The organism is Paenibacillus sp. GM1FR (genome assembly GCF_002803315.1).
GTDB classification, from domain to species: domain Bacteria; phylum Bacillota; class Bacilli; order Paenibacillales; family Paenibacillaceae; genus Paenibacillus; species Paenibacillus amylolyticus.
The window spans coordinates 119,586-142,264 of the sequence record NZ_MKZL01000001.1 but is presented as its reverse complement, the minus strand read 5'-3'; the positions used below and the strand labels follow the sequence as shown (position 1 = coordinate 142,264).

Annotated in this window: 16 protein-coding genes; 1 reads left to right on the top strand and 15 read right to left on the bottom strand. The window is 47.7% G+C overall.

Annotated elements, in window-relative coordinates; translation table 11 throughout:
- Positions 1-2: 2 nt before the first annotated feature.
- Positions 3-1,286, bottom strand: coding sequence for an SGNH/GDSL hydrolase family protein (locus PAEAM_RS00605; protein WP_100526250.1), 1,284 nt, complete (start codon positions 1,284-1,286; stop codon positions 3-5).
- A 288-nt stretch (positions 1,287-1,574) separates the two neighbouring features.
- On the opposite strand from PAEAM_RS00605, the gene PAEAM_RS00600 reads away from it, so the two are divergent.
- A complete protein-coding gene (locus PAEAM_RS00600) occupies positions 1,575-2,717 on the top strand; it encodes a family 8 glycosyl hydrolase (RefSeq protein WP_100526249.1) in 1,143 nt (380 codons plus the stop codon).
- Between the two features lie 224 nt (positions 2,718-2,941).
- On the opposite strand, the gene PAEAM_RS00595 is transcribed toward PAEAM_RS00600, so the two are convergent.
- From PAEAM_RS00595 to PAEAM_RS00535, 14 genes are all read right to left on the bottom strand, one after another.
- Positions 2,942-4,600, bottom strand: a complete 1,659-nt coding sequence (locus PAEAM_RS00595; RefSeq protein WP_100526248.1) for an ABC transporter substrate-binding protein — start codon at positions 4,598-4,600, stop codon at positions 2,942-2,944.
- 20 nt (positions 4,601-4,620) lie between these two features.
- Complete coding sequence (locus PAEAM_RS00590; RefSeq protein WP_036615892.1) at positions 4,621-5,550, bottom strand: carbohydrate ABC transporter permease; 930 nt, start codon at positions 5,548-5,550, stop codon at positions 4,621-4,623.
- A gap of 27 nt (positions 5,551-5,577) precedes the next feature.
- Positions 5,578-6,432, bottom strand: a complete 855-nt coding sequence (locus PAEAM_RS00585) for an ABC transporter permease subunit (protein WP_100526304.1) — start codon at positions 6,430-6,432, stop codon at positions 5,578-5,580.
- A 275-nt stretch (positions 6,433-6,707) separates the two neighbouring features.
- Positions 6,708-9,059 (bottom strand): helix-turn-helix domain-containing protein, encoded by a 2,352-nt coding sequence (locus PAEAM_RS00580; RefSeq protein WP_100526247.1) that lies wholly within the window; start codon positions 9,057-9,059, stop codon positions 6,708-6,710.
- A gap of 294 nt (positions 9,060-9,353) precedes the next feature.
- Positions 9,354-11,057, bottom strand: a complete 1,704-nt coding sequence (locus tag PAEAM_RS00575) for an RICIN domain-containing protein (protein ID WP_100526246.1) — start codon at positions 11,055-11,057, stop codon at positions 9,354-9,356.
- Between the two features lie 81 nt (positions 11,058-11,138).
- Positions 11,139-11,273 carry a hypothetical protein gene (locus tag PAEAM_RS32445; RefSeq protein WP_256704251.1) on the bottom strand — a complete coding sequence of 45 codons (135 nt, stop codon included), beginning with the start codon at positions 11,271-11,273 and terminating at the stop codon, positions 11,139-11,141.
- Positions 11,274-11,331: 58 nt separating this feature from the next.
- A complete protein-coding gene (locus PAEAM_RS00570; RefSeq protein WP_036615897.1) occupies positions 11,332-12,279 on the bottom strand; it encodes a carbohydrate ABC transporter permease in 948 nt (315 codons plus the stop codon).
- A gap of 17 nt (positions 12,280-12,296) precedes the next feature.
- A complete protein-coding gene (locus PAEAM_RS00565; protein WP_082219083.1) occupies positions 12,297-13,142 on the bottom strand; it encodes a carbohydrate ABC transporter permease in 846 nt (281 codons plus the stop codon).
- A gap of 53 nt (positions 13,143-13,195) precedes the next feature.
- Complete coding sequence (locus tag PAEAM_RS00560; RefSeq protein WP_100526245.1) at positions 13,196-15,772, bottom strand: DUF5696 domain-containing protein; 2,577 nt, start codon at positions 15,770-15,772, stop codon at positions 13,196-13,198.
- Positions 15,773-15,789: 17 nt separating this feature from the next.
- The gene (locus PAEAM_RS00555) at positions 15,790-16,425 is read right to left on the bottom strand and encodes a YIP1 family protein (RefSeq protein ID WP_036670948.1); all 636 of its coding nucleotides are present in this window, start codon (positions 16,423-16,425) and stop codon (positions 15,790-15,792) included.
- Complete coding sequence (locus tag PAEAM_RS00550) at positions 16,409-17,872, bottom strand: NHL repeat-containing protein (RefSeq protein WP_076317895.1); 1,464 nt, start codon at positions 17,870-17,872, stop codon at positions 16,409-16,411. Before PAEAM_RS00550 ends, PAEAM_RS00555 begins: the two co-directional genes overlap by 17 nt.
- A gap of 15 nt (positions 17,873-17,887) precedes the next feature.
- Positions 17,888-18,763: a carbohydrate ABC transporter permease gene (locus PAEAM_RS00545; protein WP_026081082.1), complete on the bottom strand. Its 876-nt coding sequence runs from the start codon at positions 18,761-18,763 to the stop codon at positions 17,888-17,890.
- Positions 18,764-18,765: 2 nt separating this feature from the next.
- Positions 18,766-19,722, bottom strand: coding sequence for a carbohydrate ABC transporter permease (locus PAEAM_RS00540; protein WP_076317896.1), 957 nt, complete (start codon positions 19,720-19,722; stop codon positions 18,766-18,768).
- Positions 19,723-19,741: 19 nt separating this feature from the next.
- A complete protein-coding gene (locus PAEAM_RS00535; protein ID WP_100526244.1) occupies positions 19,742-22,639 on the bottom strand; it encodes an extracellular solute-binding protein in 2,898 nt (965 codons plus the stop codon).
- Positions 22,640-22,679: the final 40 nt, after the last annotated feature.

The window sequence follows — 22,679 nt, the reverse complement described above, 5'->3', positions numbered from 1 at the left end:
AGTTAATCCACATAGCCAAAACCCAGAATGGTGAAGCATTTATGTTCATGACCTTCCGCCATTTCGATCTCGATGGAGTGCTCCCCCACATGCTCTTCGTTAAGCAGAAGTGTGGCATGGCAATGGGTCCAGTTCACTTGACGCGGATCGACTTTTTGGACAAATACCCCATCTACCTTGATATGTGCAGTTCCGAATTCATCGTTACCAGAATCCTTGAAGATCAGAATGAGGCGTTTGCACTGCAAACTTATCCGAAAGCTACTCTGATCCTCTTTTCCCTCTCCTGTACGCATCCAGTTGTTGGGGAACTGAGGTGTACCATAGTCATGAGCATCCATCTCAGCCATCTGCAGATCCGTGTCCGTTTTACAAAAAGAGCCTGCATCGATTCGGGCAATATGATTGCCGTTTTTCCGATCCAACAGCTTCACATTAACAAATTCATTTCCAATTAGCGGAGCTTTTTCAATATCATGATCTTTCTCATCCCACTCAGAACGATTCGTCACGTCGAACAAATATTCCAAACAATCGGCCATAATTCGATGCCCTATGTTAGTTGGATGATATATATCATGGAAAAATTGCTTTTTGGAAATAACGTTGCCTTCACCTTTTGTCTTGCTGAACTGATCTACGACAGCATCTTTCACACTTACCATTGGCAGATCATAATGCCAGCCTACCGGAGCGAGACGATCCTGTAGATTCCAGTCATTTTCGAATACACTGAATAACAAGATGACCGCTGGCTTGTTATCGGCAGTAAGTGCTTTGAGTACCAAACTCTCGTAACATTTACCTTGGGTTTCATCATCTGCGTCATTGACTGCGAATTCAATTATGACAATATCCGGCTGAACGGCACCTCCCCTCAGCACATCACGATCATAACGTACAATCCCCAGTTCTGAAGGAGTTCCACCCACACCTGCTTTAATCAGATGAATCGGACTATCTTTTGAAAGCGCAAACATAAACTTGAACGACTCATACGACCGATAAGCGTAACTTTGGAGATAGATAGGTACTGCACCAGCACCATGGGTAATGGAGCCTCCAATATAAGCGATAACGACAGGTTCGCCGTTTTTTGCCTTCTCAATGGCTCGTTTTAATCTGACATTATTTCCTTTGTTCAGAAGAGATCGGCCAATCATGTCGCGATATCTATGTGACTCAAAATCAATTGCGGGCTTGACTGCCGACGCTGTCACTCCAACTGGATCGCGCGGTGCAGTGAATTCCGTGTTTTCACCTGCATCTCCTGAATCCTGGAGCATAAATCATCATCACATCCTTCCGGTTTAGATTCTGACCATCCTCAAACAACTTTTAAAGAATCACAGCTTGTATTATTAGATCAGATGTGATCCTTCTCCCAAAGTGTATCCCTTACATAATTTTACAACAACCTGACAAAGTATAGGATTTTAACCAATATATCATTTTAATTTGAGTACAATGACATGCAGATATGAACACCTATAATTTTTCATGTAAACGCTTTAATTTGTATACTATTTCCATGTTATAATTTTGAAAAACCGCATTGATGAAGGAGGATACTCATGAATATCACGGGTCAAGGCGCGTGGGATACGGGTACATATACAAATCTGTTCTTGAAGCTAGGCTACGATGAGAATGAGATCACGAACAGATTGGAAGAAACATGGAACGAGCTGTTTTACGGCGATGATAATACTCGAATATATTACCCCATGGGTGAGGATAAGGGTTATTTGCTGGACACTGGTAATCTCGATGTTCGCTCCGAGGGCATGTCCTATGGCATGATGATGGCTGTTCAGATGGACAAAAAAGAGGAATTTGATCGACTCTGGAATTTCTCACACTCGTTTATGCAACATAAAGCGGGTCGTTATAAAGATTATTTTGCCTGGCATTGCAAGCCTGACGGAACCCGACTCTCGCAAGGTCCTGCTCCTGATGGTGAGGAGTTTTTTGCCATGGCGCTTTTTTTTGCCTCCAATCGCTGGGGCGATGGCGCTGAACCTTATGATTACAAGGCACAAGCCCGCAAAATCCTTCGTGCATGTATACATCAAGGCGAAGACGGCGAAGGCGAGCCCATGTGGGACCCGGAAACAAAACTGATCAAATTCATACCAGAAACACCGTTTAGCGACCCATCCTACCATCTGCCTCATTTTTATGAGCTATTCGCGAAATATGCGGATGAAGAAGATCAGCGCTTCTGGAAAGAAGCGGCGGCCGCTAGTAGAGCTTACCTTCATACAGCCTGCCATCCCGTAACCGGACTATCACCTGAATATGCGAACTATGACGGCTCTCCGGCTCCAATACAGCCGTATGGTGATTTCAGACATTTTTACAGTGATGCCTACCGTGTTGCTGCAAATATAGCGTTGGACTGGGAATGGTTCCGCAAGGATCACTGGCAGATCGAACAATCCAATCGGATTCAATCCTTCTTCAGTGATATTGAAATGTCCGATTATCGTCGTTATACAATAGAAGGTGAACCTTTCGACGAACCTTCACTGCATCCTGTAGGTTTGCTGGCTACCAATGCCATGGCTTCACTGGCTGCGGAAGGTCCACATGCTGACACATTCGTTCGCAAGTTCTGGAACACACCTTTGCGTCAGGGAGAGCGACGTTATTACGACAATTGCCTGTATTTTTTCAGCATGCTCGCTCTAAGCGGAAGATATCGCATGTACTAAACTAAGAGAATGTGCACGAGCCGTTGAACCTGCCCTGTGAACGTTTGGCTTGCAGGACAGGTCCAATCACTGAATTTTAAGAAGGATGCAATGATATTACGATTTAATCTATATCAATAAAAAACGTTCCCGGCTCGCATATGTTGACTGCGAACCGGGAACGCGTGTGGGTGTGCAAATACAGGCAGTAACTTTTCCCGCTCTGTATGATTCAGATACTTTAATTATTTGGAAACGGAAGAAGTATCATAGGAAGACTGCATAATCTCCAGATATCGATTAATGTTCAATCCCTCCAGGCCTTTCACATATTCATCCCAATCCTTATCCAGACTTTTGGCGCCAGTAATAAATTGCAGGGCGTTCTGATCGATGTAATCCTTGAGATTGGTCTGCATCATGCTGGCTTCATCAGCTTGGGACGGATCTACCCACAATGCCCAATGAGGGAAAATCTCTTTTGGTTCCTTGCCCTCCATTAACAATGTCGCCTCATAGAGACGTCGCTCACCACCATCATTGGCATAGATGTCTGTCCCCTGTACTTCGGAGTCCCGATATGCCTGATAATGATTGTACTGACTTAATGCAGCCCAACTGTCATTACGAGGTTCTTCTCCAGAAGGAAGCGGAATGGCTTTATATAACGGCTCAATCTGATCATTGAGCGCCACTTCTCCTTCTTGTGGTTTGCGCCAGCTTACGCCCTCTTCTCCGAGATATGATGCCATGGTTCCTTCCTGGGTATAGAGATAATCCAGCAGCTTTATGGCCGCGATCTGTGTTTCCTCACTGGCTTTGTTTGTCAGTACAAAAGACGCTCCGGGATCAATCGGATAGTTGTACGTAGCATAAGCAGCATGGGGTCCCTTCAATGGAGGGATGGGATTGTAATCATTCCCGTAAGGAGAACCTTCGGCAGTGGTTACGAATAATGATGGATGCATCGCTGCTCCCGCACCGAGAAGCTGTGCATCAGCGTTATCTCCAATTTTTTTGAAGGCCCCGACGTTTTGGGTAAATGCCCCTGGATCAATCAACCCTTCATCGTACAGGGATTTAATATAGGCAAGCCCTTCTTTCCACTCCGGTTTGTTCACTACGGTCTCCACTTTCCCCTGATTGACAATGAGATAATTCCGATCGTCGTCATAGATAAAACCGTTCATCAAGTACGGAATAATGTGCACACCGAAATTTTCAGTCGAACCGCTTAGCGGTACTTCGTCGGCTTTACCGTTCCCGTTCGGGTCTTTCGTTTTAAATGCCCGAAGCATTTCCTTAAATTCTTCTGTCGTCGTGGGTTCGGTCAGGCCCAGTTGTTCCATCCATTTGGTGTTGACCCACATCTTGTTTGGGTATGAACAGTGAAAACATTCATTCAGACCCGTCAGACCATAGATATTTCCGTCAGGAGCAGTGTTCATGGCCCGATAATAGTCATTGCTCTCAAGCACTTTTTTAATATTGGGAGCATGCTCCTCAATCAGATCATTCAGCGGCAAAATAACCCCCTGCTGACCAAACTTCAACAAGTCTGTCTGGGAGAAACGATCTACCCAAGGGATGAGCAGATACAAGTCCGGATAATCACCGGAAGCCAGTGAAATCTGTCTTTTCTCCGCTGCACCGTCGAATGGAACCGTAGTCCAGTTGAACTGAATATCAAACTTCTCTTCCATTTTCTTCGTGAATTTGTTAGTGGACAGGTTGGTATCCGAACCCTGGTGAGCAAACACATTAATGGCCGTCTTGCCTGACGGATCGCTGCCTTCGCCGTTCCCCTTATCAGAGCTTGAACATCCGGCAAGTACCAACGAGGTAAACAGCATACAGGCAAGAATGATGAATCCCGCTTTTTTCAATATAATCCTCTCCTTCATGAATAATAGAAAAAATGAACTTATCCTTTAACTGAGCCAATCAGCATACCTTGCACGAAATACCGTTGAACAAAAGGATAGATGATTAGCACCGGCAAGCTGGCCATCACAATTAACGAGTACTTCATGAGTTCAGCCATCTGCTGCTGTTTGATCATTTCCGATGCATCCATGCTCCCCGTACTGCTGTTCAGAATAAGAATGCTGCGTAATATCAGCTGTAGCGGATAGAGCGACTGTGATTTCAGATAGATGAGGGCGTCAAAGTATGCATTCCACTGACCGACAGCGTACATAAGTGACAACACGGCGATAATCGGTTTGGCGAGTGGCAGGATAATACTGAAGATAAACCGGATGTCACTGCAGCCATCGATGTCTGCTGCTTCGGACAATTCTTCCGGTATCGAATTCTGAAAAAAGGTACGGGCAATGATGACTTGCCATACCCAGACGGCATTGGGAATCAGCAACGCCCAGCGGGTATCTATCAGTCCCATGGTTTTGACCACCAGATAGGTAGGGATCAAACCGCCTGAGAACAACATGGTGAAGGTAATAAACATCATTAACGAGCTACGGCCAACAAACGTTTTTTTGGATAATGGATAAGCAATCATAATGGTCAGTGCCACGCTGATGAAGGTGCCGCAGGCTGTATAAAAAAGGGAATTGGCATAACCGGTAAGGACTTGATCATTCCGCAATACAGACTTGTAACCGTCAAACGTCAGGTCAATGGGCCACAACCAGACTTTTCCCGAGGAGACGGCAGCAGGGCTGCTGAGCGAAGAACTCACAATATATATCAAGGGATACAGCACGGCAATCAGCACCACTGTCAACATGAAGTAAACAACCGTTATAAATACGCGGTCTCCCCAGGATTCACGAATCGTACTGCTGCTCTTGATCCGCGAACGACCTGCATTTGTCTGTGTGTTAGGCATGGGTTGATTCTCCTCCTTTCGCTCCCGTTACCATAAACTTGTATTGGACAGTCGCTTGGCAACCGCGTTTACAATTAATAGCAGAATCAGGTTAATCACCGAGTTGAACAGGCCAACCGCAGTAGCGAAGCTATAATTGGCATTCAGCAATCCTATTTTATAGACATAGGTGGAGATAATCTCCGAAGCAGACAGGTTGAGCGGATTTTGCAGCAAATATATTTTTTCGAACCCAACAGCCATGATATTCCCTACACTCAGGATCAGAATGATGACGGCTGCCGGAAGTAGTCCAGGCAGATCAACATTGATGATTTTCTGTATTCGGTTGGCTCCGTCCACTTTGGCGGCTTCATACAGGGATGGATCAACACCTGCCAGAGCAGCCAGATATATCACAGCGGAGTACCCCATTCCCTGCCACACATCGGAGAATACGTAGATGGATCGAAACAGTCCAGGCTCACCGAGAAAATTCACCGCTCCGAAACCAAGGGCGCCTGCAATCGTGTTGACAATACCCAGCCTAGGAGACAGAAAGAGCATAATGATGGAGACCATAACAACGGTAGAGATGAAATATGGAGCATACGTCACCATTTGTACTGTTTTTTTGAATCGTATGTTTTTGATTTCGTTCAGCGCGAGCGCCAGTAATATAGGAATCGGGAAACCAACGATCAGGCTGTAAAACGAAATGTAGAGTGTGTTCTTGATCAGCATAACAAACGCCGGATTTTTAAAAAGTAATTCGAAATACTTGGTTCCGGCCCACGGACTGCCCCAGATCCCCTTGATGACGTTGTAATCTTTAAATGCCAGGATCGCATTCACCATAGGTACATACTTGAAAATAATAAAGTAAGCAATCGGTGGCAGGATCAGCAGATATAGCTGCCAATGTCGCCTCCAACTTCTGGATAATGCTTGCTTCAAGGCAAACGGTTTACTTGGTTTCTCCACGGACTTTGATTCACTGGTCATTGTGGTTCTCAGAATCATCCCCCCATTCTTGGCTTCCAATCGTGCTGAACTTCAGCTCAACTTGGTAGCGCTTACTTTTTGAGTAATCATAAGATTGCGCTGGGGATGCGTAAAGGTACAGTTACGCTGAGAAAGTACAAATAGCGAATATAGTTCCCGAGAAACAGCCTACATTAACCGCTATGAACGTCCATTTTCCGAAATACACTCGGAGAAATGCCGCGTACCCGCTTGAAAGCTCGGCGGAATGAATGTGCACTATTATACCCGGTGGCCTCCGCTATCTCGTCAATGGTCTGACCGGTGGAGTGCAACAAGTTCGAGGCAGCATCGATGCGTACCCGTTCTACATAATCGGAAAGATTCTCTCCCGTATGTTCTTTGAATAGTTGGGATATAAACTTCTCGGACTTGCTCATGTGCTCGGCAATCCGATAGATCGTCAAGTTTGCATCCCCATAATGTTGTTGGATAAAACAAATCATTTCGCTTACAGTATCCGCATGTGCTCCTGCTCTTCTTCTCTGGAAATCACCGCAGATGTCTTCCGTTAACCGTTTGAACTTTGCACGCAGCGAAGTAATCGTTTCTGTCATCTGAATGGATGTCACCCGGGTTTTATATTCCTCCAGCAGGGAGGCATCCAACTTGAATTTGGGTTCGTCCAGCTTCAGAAAAGTCCCCTTCAGCTCCATGATGAACTGCTGTGTCATCTCGTAGGACAGTTCCCGCTCTTCTAAATTACGAAGAAACAATTGCTCCAGAATACGTATCGCCTCTTCAGGCTCACCGACTTTGATTGTGTTCAGCAGGCGCTGTTCAGACTCAATCGGATAATAGAACATTTCATTTTCCTTCATCGTATCTTCAAATCTCACCAGATGATCTGTTCCCATATGAATGGCATAATCCAGAGCTTGTTTGGCTTCGTCAAAGGAACGCCCTGCATCATTCCAGACCTCGTAAGCTGCACCTGTGCCAATTGTTGTGGATATCCGATGCTCCCGGTAGATCACTTCCATCAAGGTGTTCAGCTCTTTTTCACATCTCCCTATAGCTTCATTCAGTGAGTTCTCATCCAATGGACAGGCAAAAGCGATCTGGTCTGTTCCCCAATCCGTGATCAGCAGCTGCGCATTCCACTCTGTAAGTACCTGTTTGATGAGCAGCCTTGCGACACCCAGTTCATGGATCGTTTCTTCACTGTCCGGATTGGCATATCCGTTTACCTTCACTAAGCCTGCCAAGCCCTTGCTGCTATGAAGAGAAATGTGCGCCTGGGATGAGATAACCTCCAACTCAAGTGAGGTATAGACTTCTCCCGTTAACAAACGTTTGATAAAACCGTCTCTCAATAACGGAATCTGCTCATTCATGGCGTTTTTAAGTGAGTCATTATTAGCAATGAGATTGTTAATATGGCTTGCCAAAAAATCATATTCATTGCCCCGTCTGCCTGGGGAATCGGTGATTTGTTCCCTAAAAGAGGCCAACAATCTGTAAACGGGTGCACTATTCCGATAGGCCAGAACCAGCCCGAATAACAGTCCCAAGGCAATGGTTGCCAAAGTAAAGACCAGCGTGACTTGTTTGATTTGGTCCGCTTTTGTCATGAGTGCTTTTTCCGGAATCCCTGCCATGTAATTCCATCCATTTTGACTGGACTGCATCGATATCAGCAGCCGACCATCATTTCCAGGCTGTACATTCTGCACGTTCAGCTCCGTTTCCGCAGCGTTATCTTCTCTCTGGCGACTCTGTGCCATTTGCTCGGCTTCGGCTTGTTCAATGCCATGGGAGAAAATGATCTGTCCTTCCGCATCAGTGACGAGAGTCCAGCCGCCATATTGATCCACAATATTTTGAGTAAGGCTGGCCATCTGATCCTGATCAATCATGACACCAATCGTCGCTTGCGGTTTGTTGAAGCTGTTCAAAGGCAGAGATTGCAGAAACGTAATGGCGGGAACGTCTGCAAGCACAGTGCCGAGTATTTCACGTTTATAGTTTCGAAGCGGTATGATTTCATTAAAGTGTGGTTGTTTAAGAATTTGGTCATGCCATTGTTCAAACGACATACCGTCCAGCTGATTGGCAGCATAATAATGCTCTGGACGATAATACACAGTTCTTGGTGTGATGATGGCATTGTAGTTCGGAATGTGAATGAAGAAATGGGACAAGTAATCATTGGTACTGCTGTACATGGAGAGGCTCCGCTGCATACGGTTCATACCGTAGACATTGTAGAGATCATGCGGCTTTGGCCCAGCAATTAAATTTTGCAAATCGGGATTGACGGCAAGCTGTCTGGTAAAAGCTTCGACTTGAAGAAGATTTCGCTCAATGATCTCTTTCCCGAGACTCAGCGACTTCAAGCTGTTTTCAATGGAACTGGAACGGGCCGCTTCAATAGAAGCTCGGTAAGAGGCATATCCCGCAATTTGAGGAATCATCAGAATGACAAGATACGAAATGAGGAATCGGCGGAACACGGGTGAAAATTTGGACCATAGGAGCTGCATATGTACCCTCCCTTTTTTTATCGAGCGCTTACATTTCTCTGTGTTAAGGTAGCTGTTCAATGATACACCGGGCATTTCTTCCTGGTGAAGGTACAACTTCTTCCTTATGGTACATTTACATACTGTAGCGTACAATGCTTGCATGAAAATAATTGTTGGTCTGCGGGTTAGCGCACAAATATAGTTGTATTTTACCTTCGCATGACATCCATCCCAAAGTATCAAAAATAAACGCAAAAAACCTCCCCAAGACATGGAATGACTTGGGGAGGTTTTTGTTTAACGTTGTGCTTATTAATTGCTAACGGCAACAAATTTCCATTGTTGGTTTGTAGCACCTGTGTAGGTGCTCTGCTGCAGCAAGGCTCCATCCGAAGTGGAAGCGTTTGCCACTTCAATCGCTTTATTGCTGTTCACGTTGATGATACTCCAGTACCCGTTACCAAGATCGTTGACCTTAAAATGCTGAGCGGTTGTGTTCAGATTGCTCATGAGTTGAACCGCTTCCCCATTGGTGAGGGTACCGTTGCGAATATCGATGACTTTGTCCGGTGAGTTCACACTTGTCAGTGTATAGTTGCCGCTACCGATCGAGGTCAGAACCCACTTCTGAGGGTTACCGCCCAGATCACTCCACTGCTGGAGCTGAAGATTATTTTCATTTTGACCACCAGGAACATCAACAACTTTGTTGGAATGCCGGGCTACGATTTTATAAGTTGCACCGGATACAAGACCCGTTGTCGGTCCACCTGTTCCACTGCCCGGGTAAGTCTGAGCACGTTCATGGTACCAGTTAAACAGGAATCGTCCCATGGCACTCCGTGAAGCATCACCGTCCCACTTCAGGCCTGCCGTAGGATCGGCAAAGGAGCTTCGTGGTCCTTCACTTAGAATGAATCCGTTCATATGAGCTGCAATGCTGACATTGCCTGATGCGTTGAAAATCGTTTTGGTATTGGTGCCAAAACCTTCATTGCTACCATTAAACAAGTTCCAATAGGCCGAATCGCCAGGTTTGTTTTTGAACCAGGTTACCTCGGTAATATTAATCGGATATTTGTCAGCAGCTGCCTTCACGTTGGTATTCCACTGGTCTTGCAGGATAGAGAAGTTGTCATATGCGCCATAACCAGGGTACCAGTGAACCGCATATCCATAGTTATTGAGCGGATCAGTCAATGGATGGCTTGCCGTCAAGCTGTAAAATTGGTTGTATCCCAGACCTGCCGCCCAGATGACGTTGTCCGCACCTTTGCTGCGAATTGTTGAAATCATGGAATTTTGGAAATTACGCAAGTCATTCCAGTGATCCACAAAGTCATTTTCCCCGTTGTATCCACCCCAATGTCCATTGGCATAGGATTTCACCGGTTCGTTGATCAGTTCGAAGTGAACGTTGTCTGCACTTTTGATCTCCGGGCGTGAAGCGAGATAACCCCAGATTTCGTTGAATTTTTGCAGGTTGGCAGGTGTTGTCGCCTGATCATCCTTCAATGTGAAGTCCAGTCCTAGGACAACATAGACACCTTTTGTTTTGGCATATTGAATATACGGAATAATTACATTTTGCGTAACGGTCTGCACACCGGCAAAGTTATATGTACCAGCAGCCACATCTCCCATGTCCTGACGATCGATGAACAGACGTACCTGATTCATATTCCAGCCATGATTGCTTCCGTACTTCGCGCTGGTGTCAGCAAAAGTATCGGTAATGTCTTTCAGATAAGCCAGTGTAGCTGCATGACGGTTATTGCCGTGCAAATTGAGGTAATAATTGCTGTCCTGATACGTCCAGTAGGCACCTGAGGGTTGATGCCAACCGTTCAGTAGCACAGGCTGGTTGTTGCTGTTCACCAGGTTTTTGCCGTTTACGTGCAGCTTGCCCATCGGCATGCCCACCCATGCTTCGGCACGGCTGCCTCCCCATGGAGCAATTGTGATCAATAAAGCCAGAATGAGTACAAGTTTACAAGATGTCATGAACTTCTTCACTTTAATTCCTCCTGATCTGATATATTGCCTTGCAATAACGCGAGTATGCTCCGTCAGAGTATCTCTGATCAAACAGATCGCTCAGGTCGGCGCCCGCTCCCGCAGCCCGTTCCACACCAGCAGGGGGATCCTGCGCAGGGAAGGATCGCGGTTCTGCTGTGAGCAGACGTTCATGAGATCGTTACATGCCCCCTTTTCACAGATGGAATGTTGCATGAAGTTCCTCCTCCCTCTTCCAGTCTGATCCCACTCCAAACGTACAGAAGAACTTAACTTAACCGACGATTCCCGTACGCTCTACACTCTCTACGAAATATCGTTGCACAAACAAATAGATGATGATCAAAGGCAGAATGGCAAGAAGAATTCCTGTATCCTGGATCATACTCAGATAGAACGGATCGGCTTGGGAAGCTGCACCGTCAGTAACCTGCTGGGCCAGATTATACGGAAGGGACGATAACTGAGTCGACATGACTTTACTTGAAGTCAGATAAGTCGTCGTATAAAAGCTGTCGTTCCACTGCCATACGAAGGAAAACAGCATGACTGTTACCATGGACGGAATGGCATTGGGCAGCATGATTCTTGAAAATGTTCGTCCGATGCCCGCGCCGTCCACATAGGCCGCCTCCTCCACTTCCTTCGGAATACCTCTGAAGAATTGCCGGAAGATAAAGATGTACAAACCGGCTTTAAGTGAATTGGCCGTAATCGCCGTCAGAATAAACGGCCAATAGGTATTAAGCAAATTAACAGGTTTGCCGGCTATAAGCGTCATAAGCCCCATCAGGTCAAAGCTTTTCAGATTCAGGTATACCGGAATGAGAATGGTCGTTGGCGGTACAAGAATCGTCAGAATTACACCGGCAAACAGCCAGTTGCTTCCCCTGAATTTCAGTCTGGCGAATCCGTATCCTGCAAGTGCACAAGATGCTGTAGTCAGCAGTGTAGTCGTTGCAGACAGGGCAAACGTATTAAACAGCGTTGCCCAGTAATCCATTACGCGTATCGCCTCTTTGAAATTGTCGATGGAGAAGTTCTGTGGAATCCACACCACCACTGCCGAATACAGATCACCTTTAGCTTTGATGGATGTGGAAACCTTCTGAAATATGGGAAACAGGATAACGAAGGAAAGCCCGGTAATCAGAACGAATCGGATCATGGCCCACAGCCAGCCTTTCCAATGCTCCAGCGATAATAATCGTGATGTTGTCACGTGGGACACCCTCCTTTCTAATCTTGATAGAAGACTCGCTTCGAGAAAATGATGTTTACGATAACCAGAATGATGGCAATGGCCAGAAAGTAGACCCATGCCATGGCAGAACTTAATCCAAAGTCAAATTTGACGAAGCCGGTATCCCGGATCAGTTCCGTCATGGCGTTATTGGCAAACGAATCAATGATTGTATAGATCGCATTGACAAAAATAAGCGGGCTGACCATTGGGAACGTAATTTTCCAAAAGGCTTCATAACCCGTTGCCCCTTCCATCTTCGAAGCCTCATACAGTTGAGGGGAAATCGTCTGGATCCCTGCCAAAAAGATCAAAATCTGTACACCGGATTGACTGACGATCTGATAGATCCGATCTACGGCGCTACTCAGATACGTGACGATCCAATCGCTCACTCCGGCGTTAACCATCAGATTTTCGAGTTCAAATGTCCCGAGTGAGCTTCCACCTGTGCTGCTCTGATTAACCGCTTCAATCAGGCTGGTACTCTCCAGTGTCATAATCACTCCCGATGCCAGAATAACGGGCAGGAAAAAGATCGACCGCGCTACAGCCCGGCCCCTGAACTTCTGATTCAGGATGACGGCAAGGAACAGACTGAATATAACGATAAGCGGTACGTTGATGAGCACGTCTGTGATCGCCTCAATTAACGCACGGTTAAAGCTTGTATTGACGGTCAGCGCCTGAATATAATTGGCAACACCGTTGAACTGAATTGCTATGCCTTCCGCGTTAGCCTGAATTGTACTCATGCTGTATCGCAGAGAGGCTAACAGCGGAATGAAGAAAAACAACACAAAACCAATGAGCCAGGGAAGCACGTAGATTACGCCCCACATGGCTTTCTGCTGAGCATACGTACGACTTCCCCATTTCCATTTCAGGAGCGTCTTCAGAGCTGCTCACCACCAGTCACATAGCTTTGGGCTTCCACTGTATCGTTGTCAACTTTTACAGGGAAGTCGTTATAATTGACGATTACGAACCCGCCACCTTCATATGTTGTCCGGAAGACGCCCTCCTCCAGGGATTCATGGGACATCATGGAACGTCCGGCAAACGGCTGGTTCACCTGGTTCACCTCGTTGTAGATCTCGGCAGCCAGATCGATCCATTGTTCATAATTCGCCGCGTAGAGATCATCATAATCCGTTTCTTTCACAACATGGTTTGGCGCATTGAACCATGCAAAGTAAGGACTGGCTCCATATTCAATCAGCTTCAGCACATATTGCCTTGCATTGGTATATGTGGAGAGATTGTATGGCGTCCCCGTATAACCGATGCTGCCGTGTACAACGAGCTGATAGAACGGAATCTCTTCATCCTCCAGCTTGAAACGACTGCTGGTCATCGGCGCATCTGTCAGACCAGTTACATACGGCAGGGCATAACCATTCCCGCCTTCAGCAACAAGCGAGCCAGCCTGCTGCCCGATCTGTTCAAGTACCTTCTTCACGGAGCCAAGCGCTTGTGTTCGGTCCACCAGCTTTTTCGGATTCATATCGCTGTTTAACTGAGCTGCCAGATCATTCAGGCTCAGCGACAGTCCATCCTTTTGAAGGGACCTCAGCTCATCTAACATGTCTGCCGTCACGTCCTCGAGCATGTTGGGCGAAAGCACATAGGATGGTGAACGATCCCGGTCCCGCCGCTGGATGGCCTGGTTCATCGGATATAAGACCGCCGGTTCCTGAGTTAATGTGCGTGAAGCTTCTTTGGACGGTTTAAACCCTTTTTTGGATTGCACATTCAGCAGAGCGATATCGGGATAGAAACCGATGCCCGCTTCTTGTGTGTATGCGCTGAAATCCCGCAATCCCTTTTTCCCGCCTACCGCGCCGTCTACTTGGATGGAATCCGGCAGTCGATGATGAAGCCCGCCGTTAAGCCATCCTGCATAGCGCACCTGAATATTGGATACCTTCTTCTCCGTCAAGGCGGAGAGAATTTTTTTGGCTTCATCAAACGTGGTCAAAGCCTCCGTTGAATCATACGGTATGCCCAGCATATGCTGTCTTGTTGTCATGCCACCGAACAGTTGCAGATAAAAGGGAACGTTACTCTGCTCCTTGCTGGCGTTCAACTCGGGAAGTCCGCCGTTTTGCATCAGATAATCCCGATAGAGTGATGCAAGCCCTGAGTACGAGGCCTTATCCGCCCCCACAAAAGCATATCGAACGACGAAATCAGACACAGTCGGTTTCTTCTGGAATTTCGGAAGTGTACGAACCATATCACTTGCCTGAAGTGTCACATCGCTCTTGTTCACCACATAGAAGCTGGGATATACGTTGTTGTAGCTGTTCAGTTTGCCGCTGATATCGGCATTCACAACGGCAACGGCATCCCCTTGTTCAATAATGCCGAGGAAAGCCCCCTCTTTTCGAATCAGTCCAAATACCGGCAACCTGGCTCTGGCTTCATTCGAACTTGCTTCGCGCAGTTTCATGGTCATATCCGGTCCGTATATATCTTGTTGGTAGGCAGGATACTGCAGCTTGCCATTGTTAAAATGGATCAGCGCTCCCGAACCGTCCGGCACCAGTATGGAGCCCTCTTCTTCTGAACCCCCGGCCCCGAAATAATCCATTACAGATATGCTGTTGATCGGATATTCCTCCGGAAAATGAATGCCTGAGGACGGAACACGTACAAGCAGATCCTCTCCATCCAGCTCATATTCCATCGTAAGCATAAACAGCCGTGGTCCACTTCGTTCCTCTTCAATGCCAAACTCGGCATGATCCTGAGCCAGATCCTCCGATGTGTAACCGGCTGTGTCAAAAGCCTTCAAGGCCCGGGACAATTGCAATCCTTGCATCGCCTTATCAATCCGGACGTAAGCGCCTTCATCCTTGTCTTCCGCATAGCCGACCTTCAAGGCCCGTTGCCCGGCCTTGTCTAGCTGTGCAAGCAGCCTTTGTTCGAATCGCTCCTTGCTGATCTTCATCGGCAAGTCTTCTATGGATCGCTCAGTGCTTCCAAACTGGTAGTGGACCCGCACGCCGCTTGGCAGCACCTCGTAGCTTATCTGCTTGTGTGCAACACTATCCGTGAAGGAATTCACGGTGCTGCTCTGTCCGAGGCTGTTGAAGAAGCTGAGCTTCGTTTGTGATGACAATAGGTCTTTATTTATCCCGGCTGCAACCCCATCCTGCTCACGATCTGCAGGATTGCTGCGCCAGATCTGGCCGCTCTGCGTGTGAATCACTGCAATCTCGGCAGTCTCTTCGTTAATGAACAATTGCAGCACAGCATTCTGCGCAATGCCTACCATGCCGGGAAGGCGGACATCGCTGAACGATGATTTCAGTTTCTCTCCGGGAGGCAGGGAGGGAAAGTCCGTCGAATCTGCGGCAGTCACTGTCTCGTGAGCGAGCGGTGTTGGCGAGAATTGACAACCGCCCAGAAGCAGACTGCCCGCGAGCAGCATTCCTGTTATTTTTTTGGCTACGGTATAATTCATAACAAATTCCTCCTCCCTTAGCCCCGAAGCACTAATTCCTGATAGATGGTTACGACAAACGATACAATCTGCTGTACAAGACTGAAGAATAACAGGCACAGAAATGCCATAAACGCCATCGCTACAAGTGTCAGCAGCATCGTGAGCACCGTTTTGGCTGGTGTGTACTGATGAACCGTCATATTCCCCACAAATAACAGATATACCGTCCACGCAACGGCGAGTGCATTGGAGAAATAATAAAAGGCAGTTTCCTGCGCAGAGATCACAAGACTCAGCCAGATCCATGGAAAATGAATGAGTAACAACGGTACCAGTGCAAAGCACGTTGACATGAAAATCTCGGAGAACTTGCCTTCCCCGTCCATCAATGTGGTTAACGACCAGTTAGCCACACACCAAAACAGTACCGGTATAATGACATATAACATTTCGAGCAGACTGTTCAGGTACTTTGGATTACTGAGATTAATGAGAAAACCGCTGTACTGGGCATGCAAAATTTTGGTGATGACCAGAAGCACCAGGATCATGAAAGCAATCAGCAGTGAGTTTCTCTGGTTCCGTTCATACTTCAATTCCCAGTATCCGTCAAACGGATGAAAAATCAGATGCAGCGGGTACTGGTATAGTTGCTTACTTGATGCCTGCATTCGTAGTCCTCCTTTTCTGCCTGCGAACGATGATGACGGTGACAATCGCAGCGACAGCCAGGAATATACCGGACATCATCCATGAAAAATGCTCACGCATCAGCTCTTTGCGGTACAAAAGAAAAGCTTTGGAATACCCTTTGGGCTCCATGCTGCGCTTGAAATATTTCGCAGACTCGGCGTATTCCTTCTGACGAAGCAATGCTTTGCCAATTCCCGCATACGCATATTCCAAGTTAGCGTTCATCTCGGCAGCTTGGGCAAACAGCACCGAAGATTGATCTTCATCACCGTTATAGTAGCTGCGCACCGCTTCGTGGAGTGTACGTCCGTATTCAGTTGTTTGAAAGACGGTGATTTCACCCAGCGCTTTATCCAGAACTAACATCCGGTCTCCCGCACGTTCCAGGGCAACAGGTGTATTAAACTGGCCCAGCCGGTTTCCGATGCCCCCATAAATATGGAGCAGATATCCGTCTCCATTGTAGGTAAAGATTCGGCCCTTGCTGGAATCCAGTACGGAATACATGTCACTGTCACCCACATCCACATCAATCAGGCGGGATGGCCCTGCTTCCTGGGTATACAGCAAATCACCCTGCGGAGTCTGATAGCCTTCTCTGCGCAAAATGTCTGTACCCTGGGCATTCAGCTTCTTGACCGGATCTTTGCCGCGATCCCCGCTAGTGGCGTAGATGAAGCCCTCTTCATCCATATCCAGATTGGTAAATTCCGTTGGAGTGAACATCACCATCTGGCTCCGCTGCTCCCGTGTTGCAAACCGTTTCCACAGATACTCCACCGGGTCCACCTGAACTCTGTTCGCTCCAATGAAGGAAGAGAACGTACCATCGGCGCTGAACTCCATGAATCCATCAAATACGCCTTCGGCCATGACGTAGATACGCTCCCCTTTGTCCATAACAATCCGCATCGGTTTAAACTGGAAGTCTGCTTTTAACAGATCCGATTTTGGTTCAGACACGATCTTGACCAGCTTCCCCTGTTCATCCAGATGCACCACCCGGTGATTATCCGAATCAGCGACCAGCAGATGGCCTTTTTCCGTGACGTACAATCCCTGTGGATTTTTAAAATGATCTTCCTTGCCTTCCTGCTCAAATGAATCAATCGTCCGTACCAGCTTGAAGTTGCGATCCATCTCAATGATGCGGCCATTGCCCGAATCGAGCACAAAGACGTGCTGATTGGCGGTAACATGCATGTCGCTTGGCTCTTTCATAGGAGTTGTGTTCAACTTCTTGCCGGTGATAATGGTTGTTGCCTCATATGCCGCGGGTGAAGGAACTGCGTCACCCCAGAAGGAATAATGATACGCATCCGTTTTACCGTCTGCACTCACATAGGGCGCCTCTTGAACGAACAACAGGAGGCAGATCATGCCCATGATGATCGATTTACGTTTTTTCCATGTGCTTCTCCGCACCTCGCTGCCTCCTTTCTATTCTTTCATGCCCGAAGTGGCCATCGTCTGCATAACACTGCTCTGAGAGATGATAAACAGAGTGATCGGTACAATCATCAGCAGCAAGGCAACAGCCGCACCTACACCGGCCCTTGCAATCCCTCCCTGCACAATCTGACTGAGCGCATAATGCAGCGTTTTGAGATTTTCACTGTAGATGAAACTCCCGCCATCCGTTCCCCATAACGCTGGAAACTGCAGGATCATGAGCGTGAGCCATGCCGGCTTCACATTGGGCATCACGATGCTCCAGAATATCCGGTATTCATTGGCTCCATCGATTTTGGCTGCCTCCAGCAAAGCATCGGGAATCTGCTCCATGAACTGTTTCATCAGGAAAAGTCCCAGCGAGAACGCAAGTGATGGCACAATAATGGACGCATGAGTGTTAATCCAGCCAAGCCAGGACATGACCATGTAGTTCGGAATCGCCGTAACATGCGGCGAGAACATCAGGGACAGAATGACAATGGTGAACAACACTTTGGAACCCGGAAAACGATACTTCGCCAGCGGATAAGCCGCTGCAGATGCAAGAAGAATATGTCCCGCTGTGCCAAGTATCGTAATGAGCAATGTGTTGGCAATATAGCGGGATAACGGCACCCACGAATTGCCCATGAGATTGATCAGATCGGCAAAATTCTCCGTTGTCGGATTGTTCACCCAGAAGCGCGGCGGGAAAATAAACAGCTCATCCAGCGGCTTGAATGCATTGTTGACAGCATAGATGAGCGGAAGCACCATAAAAGAGCCGAACACGCCCAGCAATGCAAATAACATCAGGCTGACGGTAAATGACCGATTAAGCCTTTTGGGCATGCCAAACACGGCACGTACTTTGCTGGTCATCGTCATTCACCTATCTTTCTAAGCATTTTTTGCGTGAAAACGTTTGTACCCAGCATCAGGGCAAACAGAACCGTTGCGATGGCCGAGGCATAGCCCATCTCGAAACGAATGGTTCCGAAGTCCATCAGATGTGTGACAACTGTGTGTGCCGCATAGTTTACGCTCGGGAAACCTGCCAGTGCGATGGAGATCTCAGCTACGGCGAAGGAAGCGGTAATCTGCATTACCGCACCAAACATCAGCTGCGGTCTCATCGAAGGCAAGGTGATGTACCAGAGCTCCTGCCAGCGGTTTTTGATCCCGTCTACGGTTCCTGCTTCAACCAGAGAACGATCAATGGTTTGCAGTCCTGCAATAAAGGCCAGGAAGCTGGTTCCCAGGCTCAGCCACAGCTGTACAATAATGACGATTGCCAGTACATACTTCTCGTCTGCGAGCCATTGAATCGGTTCAAGGACGACGCCAAGGCGCATCAGGAAGCCGTTCATATACCCGTAGCTGTCACCCGAGAAGATGATCAGCCAGATGAAAAAGACGTTGCCCGATATGGATGGGGCATAGAAAACCAGCGTCATGACCGCCCGAATTTTAGGAGACAGCTCATTGATGATCCACGCAAACAAAAAGCAGGCTACATAACTGAGAGGCCCTGTAATTACGGCAAAAAGCAGCGTGTTTTTGAGCGCGATCAGAAATACGTCATCGTTCAGGAAAAGCCGGGAATAGTTCTGCCAGCCGACAAATCGCGGCAGCTCCAGCATATTGAAGTGAAAAAAGCTGAGCCCAAGTGAAATGCCGACCGGAATGACAGTAAACATGAAAAAAATCAGCATAAACGGTGCCATCAATACATAATAATGCCTGCTGAGATACAGATCCCGCTTCAATAGGGACCACCAGCCGACCTGGCGGGTATGGACGGCAGGAGCGGCGGCTGTCTTGGTAGTTTTAGCTTGCAACCGTTACCCTCCCTTTCCTCTATTTCAGATTAAATTCCTTGCGTTTCAACTCAATTTCATCATCAATGTACAATACATAGTCCGATAAGGCTTCACGCGGATTTTCATTTGCATTGACCACCTTACGGAAGGCGTTGTCCAGATGTCGTCCCGTGAAATAACCTCCAGGAAGCTGCGGGATTCCCTGTACCCATTCCCATTGTTTCTCGAGATTTTGATAATCCTTCACAGGCCAAGGCAATTGCTTCAAGGCTTCGATATTGGCCGTTGGGTAACGGGCAGCCGCTCCCATAAGACCTTCCATTTCTCTCCCGTATTCAATCTGGGTCTGATCATCAGTCCACCACTTCATGAACTTCCACGCCGCTTCCTTGTTGTCGGCATTTTCGAGCATCATCACCGCGCTCGTAGCGCTGGCCACTTCATGCCGTATGGACCCATCCGGAAGCTGTGTACCCGGAACAATCGTAAAGTCCCAGAGATTGCGGATTTCCGGAGCCATAACCGTCAGCATGTTATACGTGGTGTAATCAGCAATCCCGATCGGCATTTCCCCTGTACGGAACCGGTTCGGAAAATCGGCTTTGAGCGGAAACTTGTAATTGGTATAAAATTGCGTCCAACGTTTGAACGCGTCCATTGAAATCTCCGAATCCAGTGCACTTTTCTTCTGGTCTTCGGTGTAGAACGTTCCGTCATTCTGATATAACAACATCGCAAAGGTTGAATTCGGAACCAGGTTGGCATTGTTCAGCGTATCCTCTATAGGCAGATAAAACTCCATGTTATGCTTCTGCAGCACGGCGATGGCGTTATATACGTCTTGCCACGTTTTTGGCGGCTCGAGGCCCAGTTCATTCAGAATATCTTTGCGGTAAAAGAGCATTGGAAAATGCTGCTGCTCCGGAAGGGCATATACCCCGTCGTTGTAGCGGTAAGGCGTCAATCCGCTTTCACGGAACCTGCCCGAAATTTCCTCGAAATCGGGGAACTGGCTCAGATCCGCTGTAGCATTCCTCATCGCATAGTTCACCGGAATGTCTTCGCCCATCTGCATGGCAACATCCGGTCCTTCTCCCGAGAGTGTTGCGGGCAGCAAAATATTAGGCGGAACGAGACGTAACTGCACGGACACATCCGTATCCGGGGTAAACGAATCGTCGATCATGCCTTTCAGTACTTGGGCCTGATCTCGTCCGGTCGTGATCCATACGGTGATGGCATCCTTCTTTTGTTCCACGTTGCCAATGCTGTCGTAATCTTCGGTATACGACGCAACATATGCACCCAGTTCGTGCTTCACCTGCTGGACGGTGCTCGCTTCCGCTTTTGGCAACGATTCACCCGGCGGAGATACGACAAGGTAATCCAATGTAATCGGCTGTTCACGTACCGATAGAATCCATGTGCCGAGACCACCTACGTTAATTTTGAACGTATCCAGCCGTTTGGGAACCGTCTCTGGTCTGGCCGCCATATCTTCAAGCTGCAATACCATGGCGTGCAGTACGGCCACTTTGTCACTTTGCTCACCCGTGGCCTTTTCCAGGTAATCTGCAACGGAACGCAAGGTGTCAGCTTGTCGTTCAAACACCTCCGTCATCTCTGGAATACGCCGTTCCAGCTGGTAATCCCGCAGTGGGTCTGGACTGTTGGAGGTGATCATTAATATTTTGCGATACATCTCATTCAGTTCCAGCACGCTGGATTCCACGGTCCGAAGCAGCGGAGCGATGTCGCCAAGTGTAACTGTCATTCGGATTCGGTGTTTCCCTTTTTCAAGATGAAACTGATATGGCTTATCCTCTCCCGAACCCAAGACCTGAGTTTGCCAGGCCGGGCTGTAGTTAAATCGAATGCGTTTCAATTCCTTAAACGGAACTTCGCCGTTAATCGTCAGACTGCGGGTGGCATATATGCCACGCAATTGATCCTGTTTCACCTTAAGCGCCAGTTGATACAGTCCGTCTTCAGGCACGTCAATTTCCCATTCAATCCATTCGCCCGGCAGTTTCCAGTTAATGCCCCCGATGGCGTTCATCCGAATTTTCGATACATTATAAGGCTCGAGTGAAGGACTTGATCGGTCCGAGATTGGTGCCAGTGTAGGAGATGATTTGCTAACAGCTTCCTCCCCCTGAACTTTCAGCATGACAGGAGCCGATTGTTTCAAGCCGAGTGAGGCATAGGTTTGCTCCAGCTCTGCATAGGAAGGAACTTCGCTTTCTTGATATAGCTCAATATAATCGATCGCCATGCTTTCTCTTAATGAAGTAAGCGATAACTTCTGACTGCCTTTTTCAAAATAAAACTGAAACGGTTCCTCGAAGTACCCTGCGCTGTCCTTGAAGGAAGTCAGCTGCCATTCGGGCTGTTCCACTTGTCTTGGTCTAAGCTCGTTGCCACGATCGTCCTGCCGGACGTTGTCCTCGCGATTCCCCCATACCCTGTCAAACAGAAGAATATCGGCCCCTCTGAACGGGACCTTACCATTAAGCTCAAGCCTGCGTTCGATCCCGGAGCTTTTGCCTTCTACGGGATAATAGTGAATGCGAATGTTGTACAAACCGCTCACTTGAACGGGAACATCCCATCGAATGGTTCCAGTTTCCGGCGTAATTACGGCATTTCCGTCTAATCCGGCGTACCCTTGCACAACCTCAAATTCTCCATCCTCTGCCTGAACATAAGATTCGCCTTCGATGCGTACAATTTCATCCGGTTTGGCCGTATTGTCATGAGCAGTCAGATAATGCTCATAACTGAATGAATCCTCGGTTCCCGATACCGCCTCAAAGTCCTCAAGCGCATGTACCGTTCCCGGATTACGATCCCGCGATGGATATAGTGTCCATATGGAGAGCACCAAGGCCAGGACAAGCACCAGGATTAGTCCCTTTTTCTTACGTGACCGCATGTTTGAATGTATCCCCTTTCCTGTAAGCGTTGAGAGAACT

Excerpts from the sequence above, each read along its gene's own strand:
- PAEAM_RS00560 (WP_100526245.1), bottom strand. The coding sequence starts at position 15,772 with ATGAATTATACCGTAGCCAAAAAAATAACAGGAATGCTGCTCGCGGGC.
- PAEAM_RS00545 (WP_026081082.1), bottom strand. The coding sequence starts at position 18,763 with ATGACCAGCAAAGTACGTGCCGTGTTTGGCATGCCCAAAAGGCTTAAT.
- PAEAM_RS00580 (WP_100526247.1), bottom strand. The coding sequence starts at position 9,059 with ATGCAGCTCCTATGGTCCAAATTTTCACCCGTGTTCCGCCGATTCCTC.
- PAEAM_RS00605 (WP_100526250.1), bottom strand. The coding sequence starts at position 1,286 with ATGCTCCAGGATTCAGGAGATGCAGGTGAAAACACGGAATTCACTGCA.
- PAEAM_RS00565 (WP_082219083.1), bottom strand. The coding sequence starts at position 13,142 with ATGTGGGGCGTAATCTACGTGCTTCCCTGGCTCATTGGTTTTGTGTTG.
- PAEAM_RS00590 (WP_036615892.1), bottom strand. The coding sequence starts at position 5,550 with ATGCCTAACACACAGACAAATGCAGGTCGTTCGCGGATCAAGAGCAGC.
- PAEAM_RS00600 (WP_100526249.1), top strand. The coding sequence starts at position 1,575 with ATGAATATCACGGGTCAAGGCGCGTGGGATACGGGTACATATACAAAT.
- PAEAM_RS00595 (WP_100526248.1), bottom strand. The coding sequence starts at position 4,600 with ATGAAGGAGAGGATTATATTGAAAAAAGCGGGATTCATCATTCTTGCC.
- PAEAM_RS32445 (WP_256704251.1), bottom strand. The coding sequence starts at position 11,273 with ATGCAACATTCCATCTGTGAAAAGGGGGCATGTAACGATCTCATGAAC.
- PAEAM_RS00555 (WP_036670948.1), bottom strand. The coding sequence starts at position 16,425 with ATGCAGGCATCAAGTAAGCAACTATACCAGTACCCGCTGCATCTGATT.
- PAEAM_RS00535 (WP_100526244.1), bottom strand. The coding sequence starts at position 22,639 with ATGCGGTCACGTAAGAAAAAGGGACTAATCCTGGTGCTTGTCCTGGCC.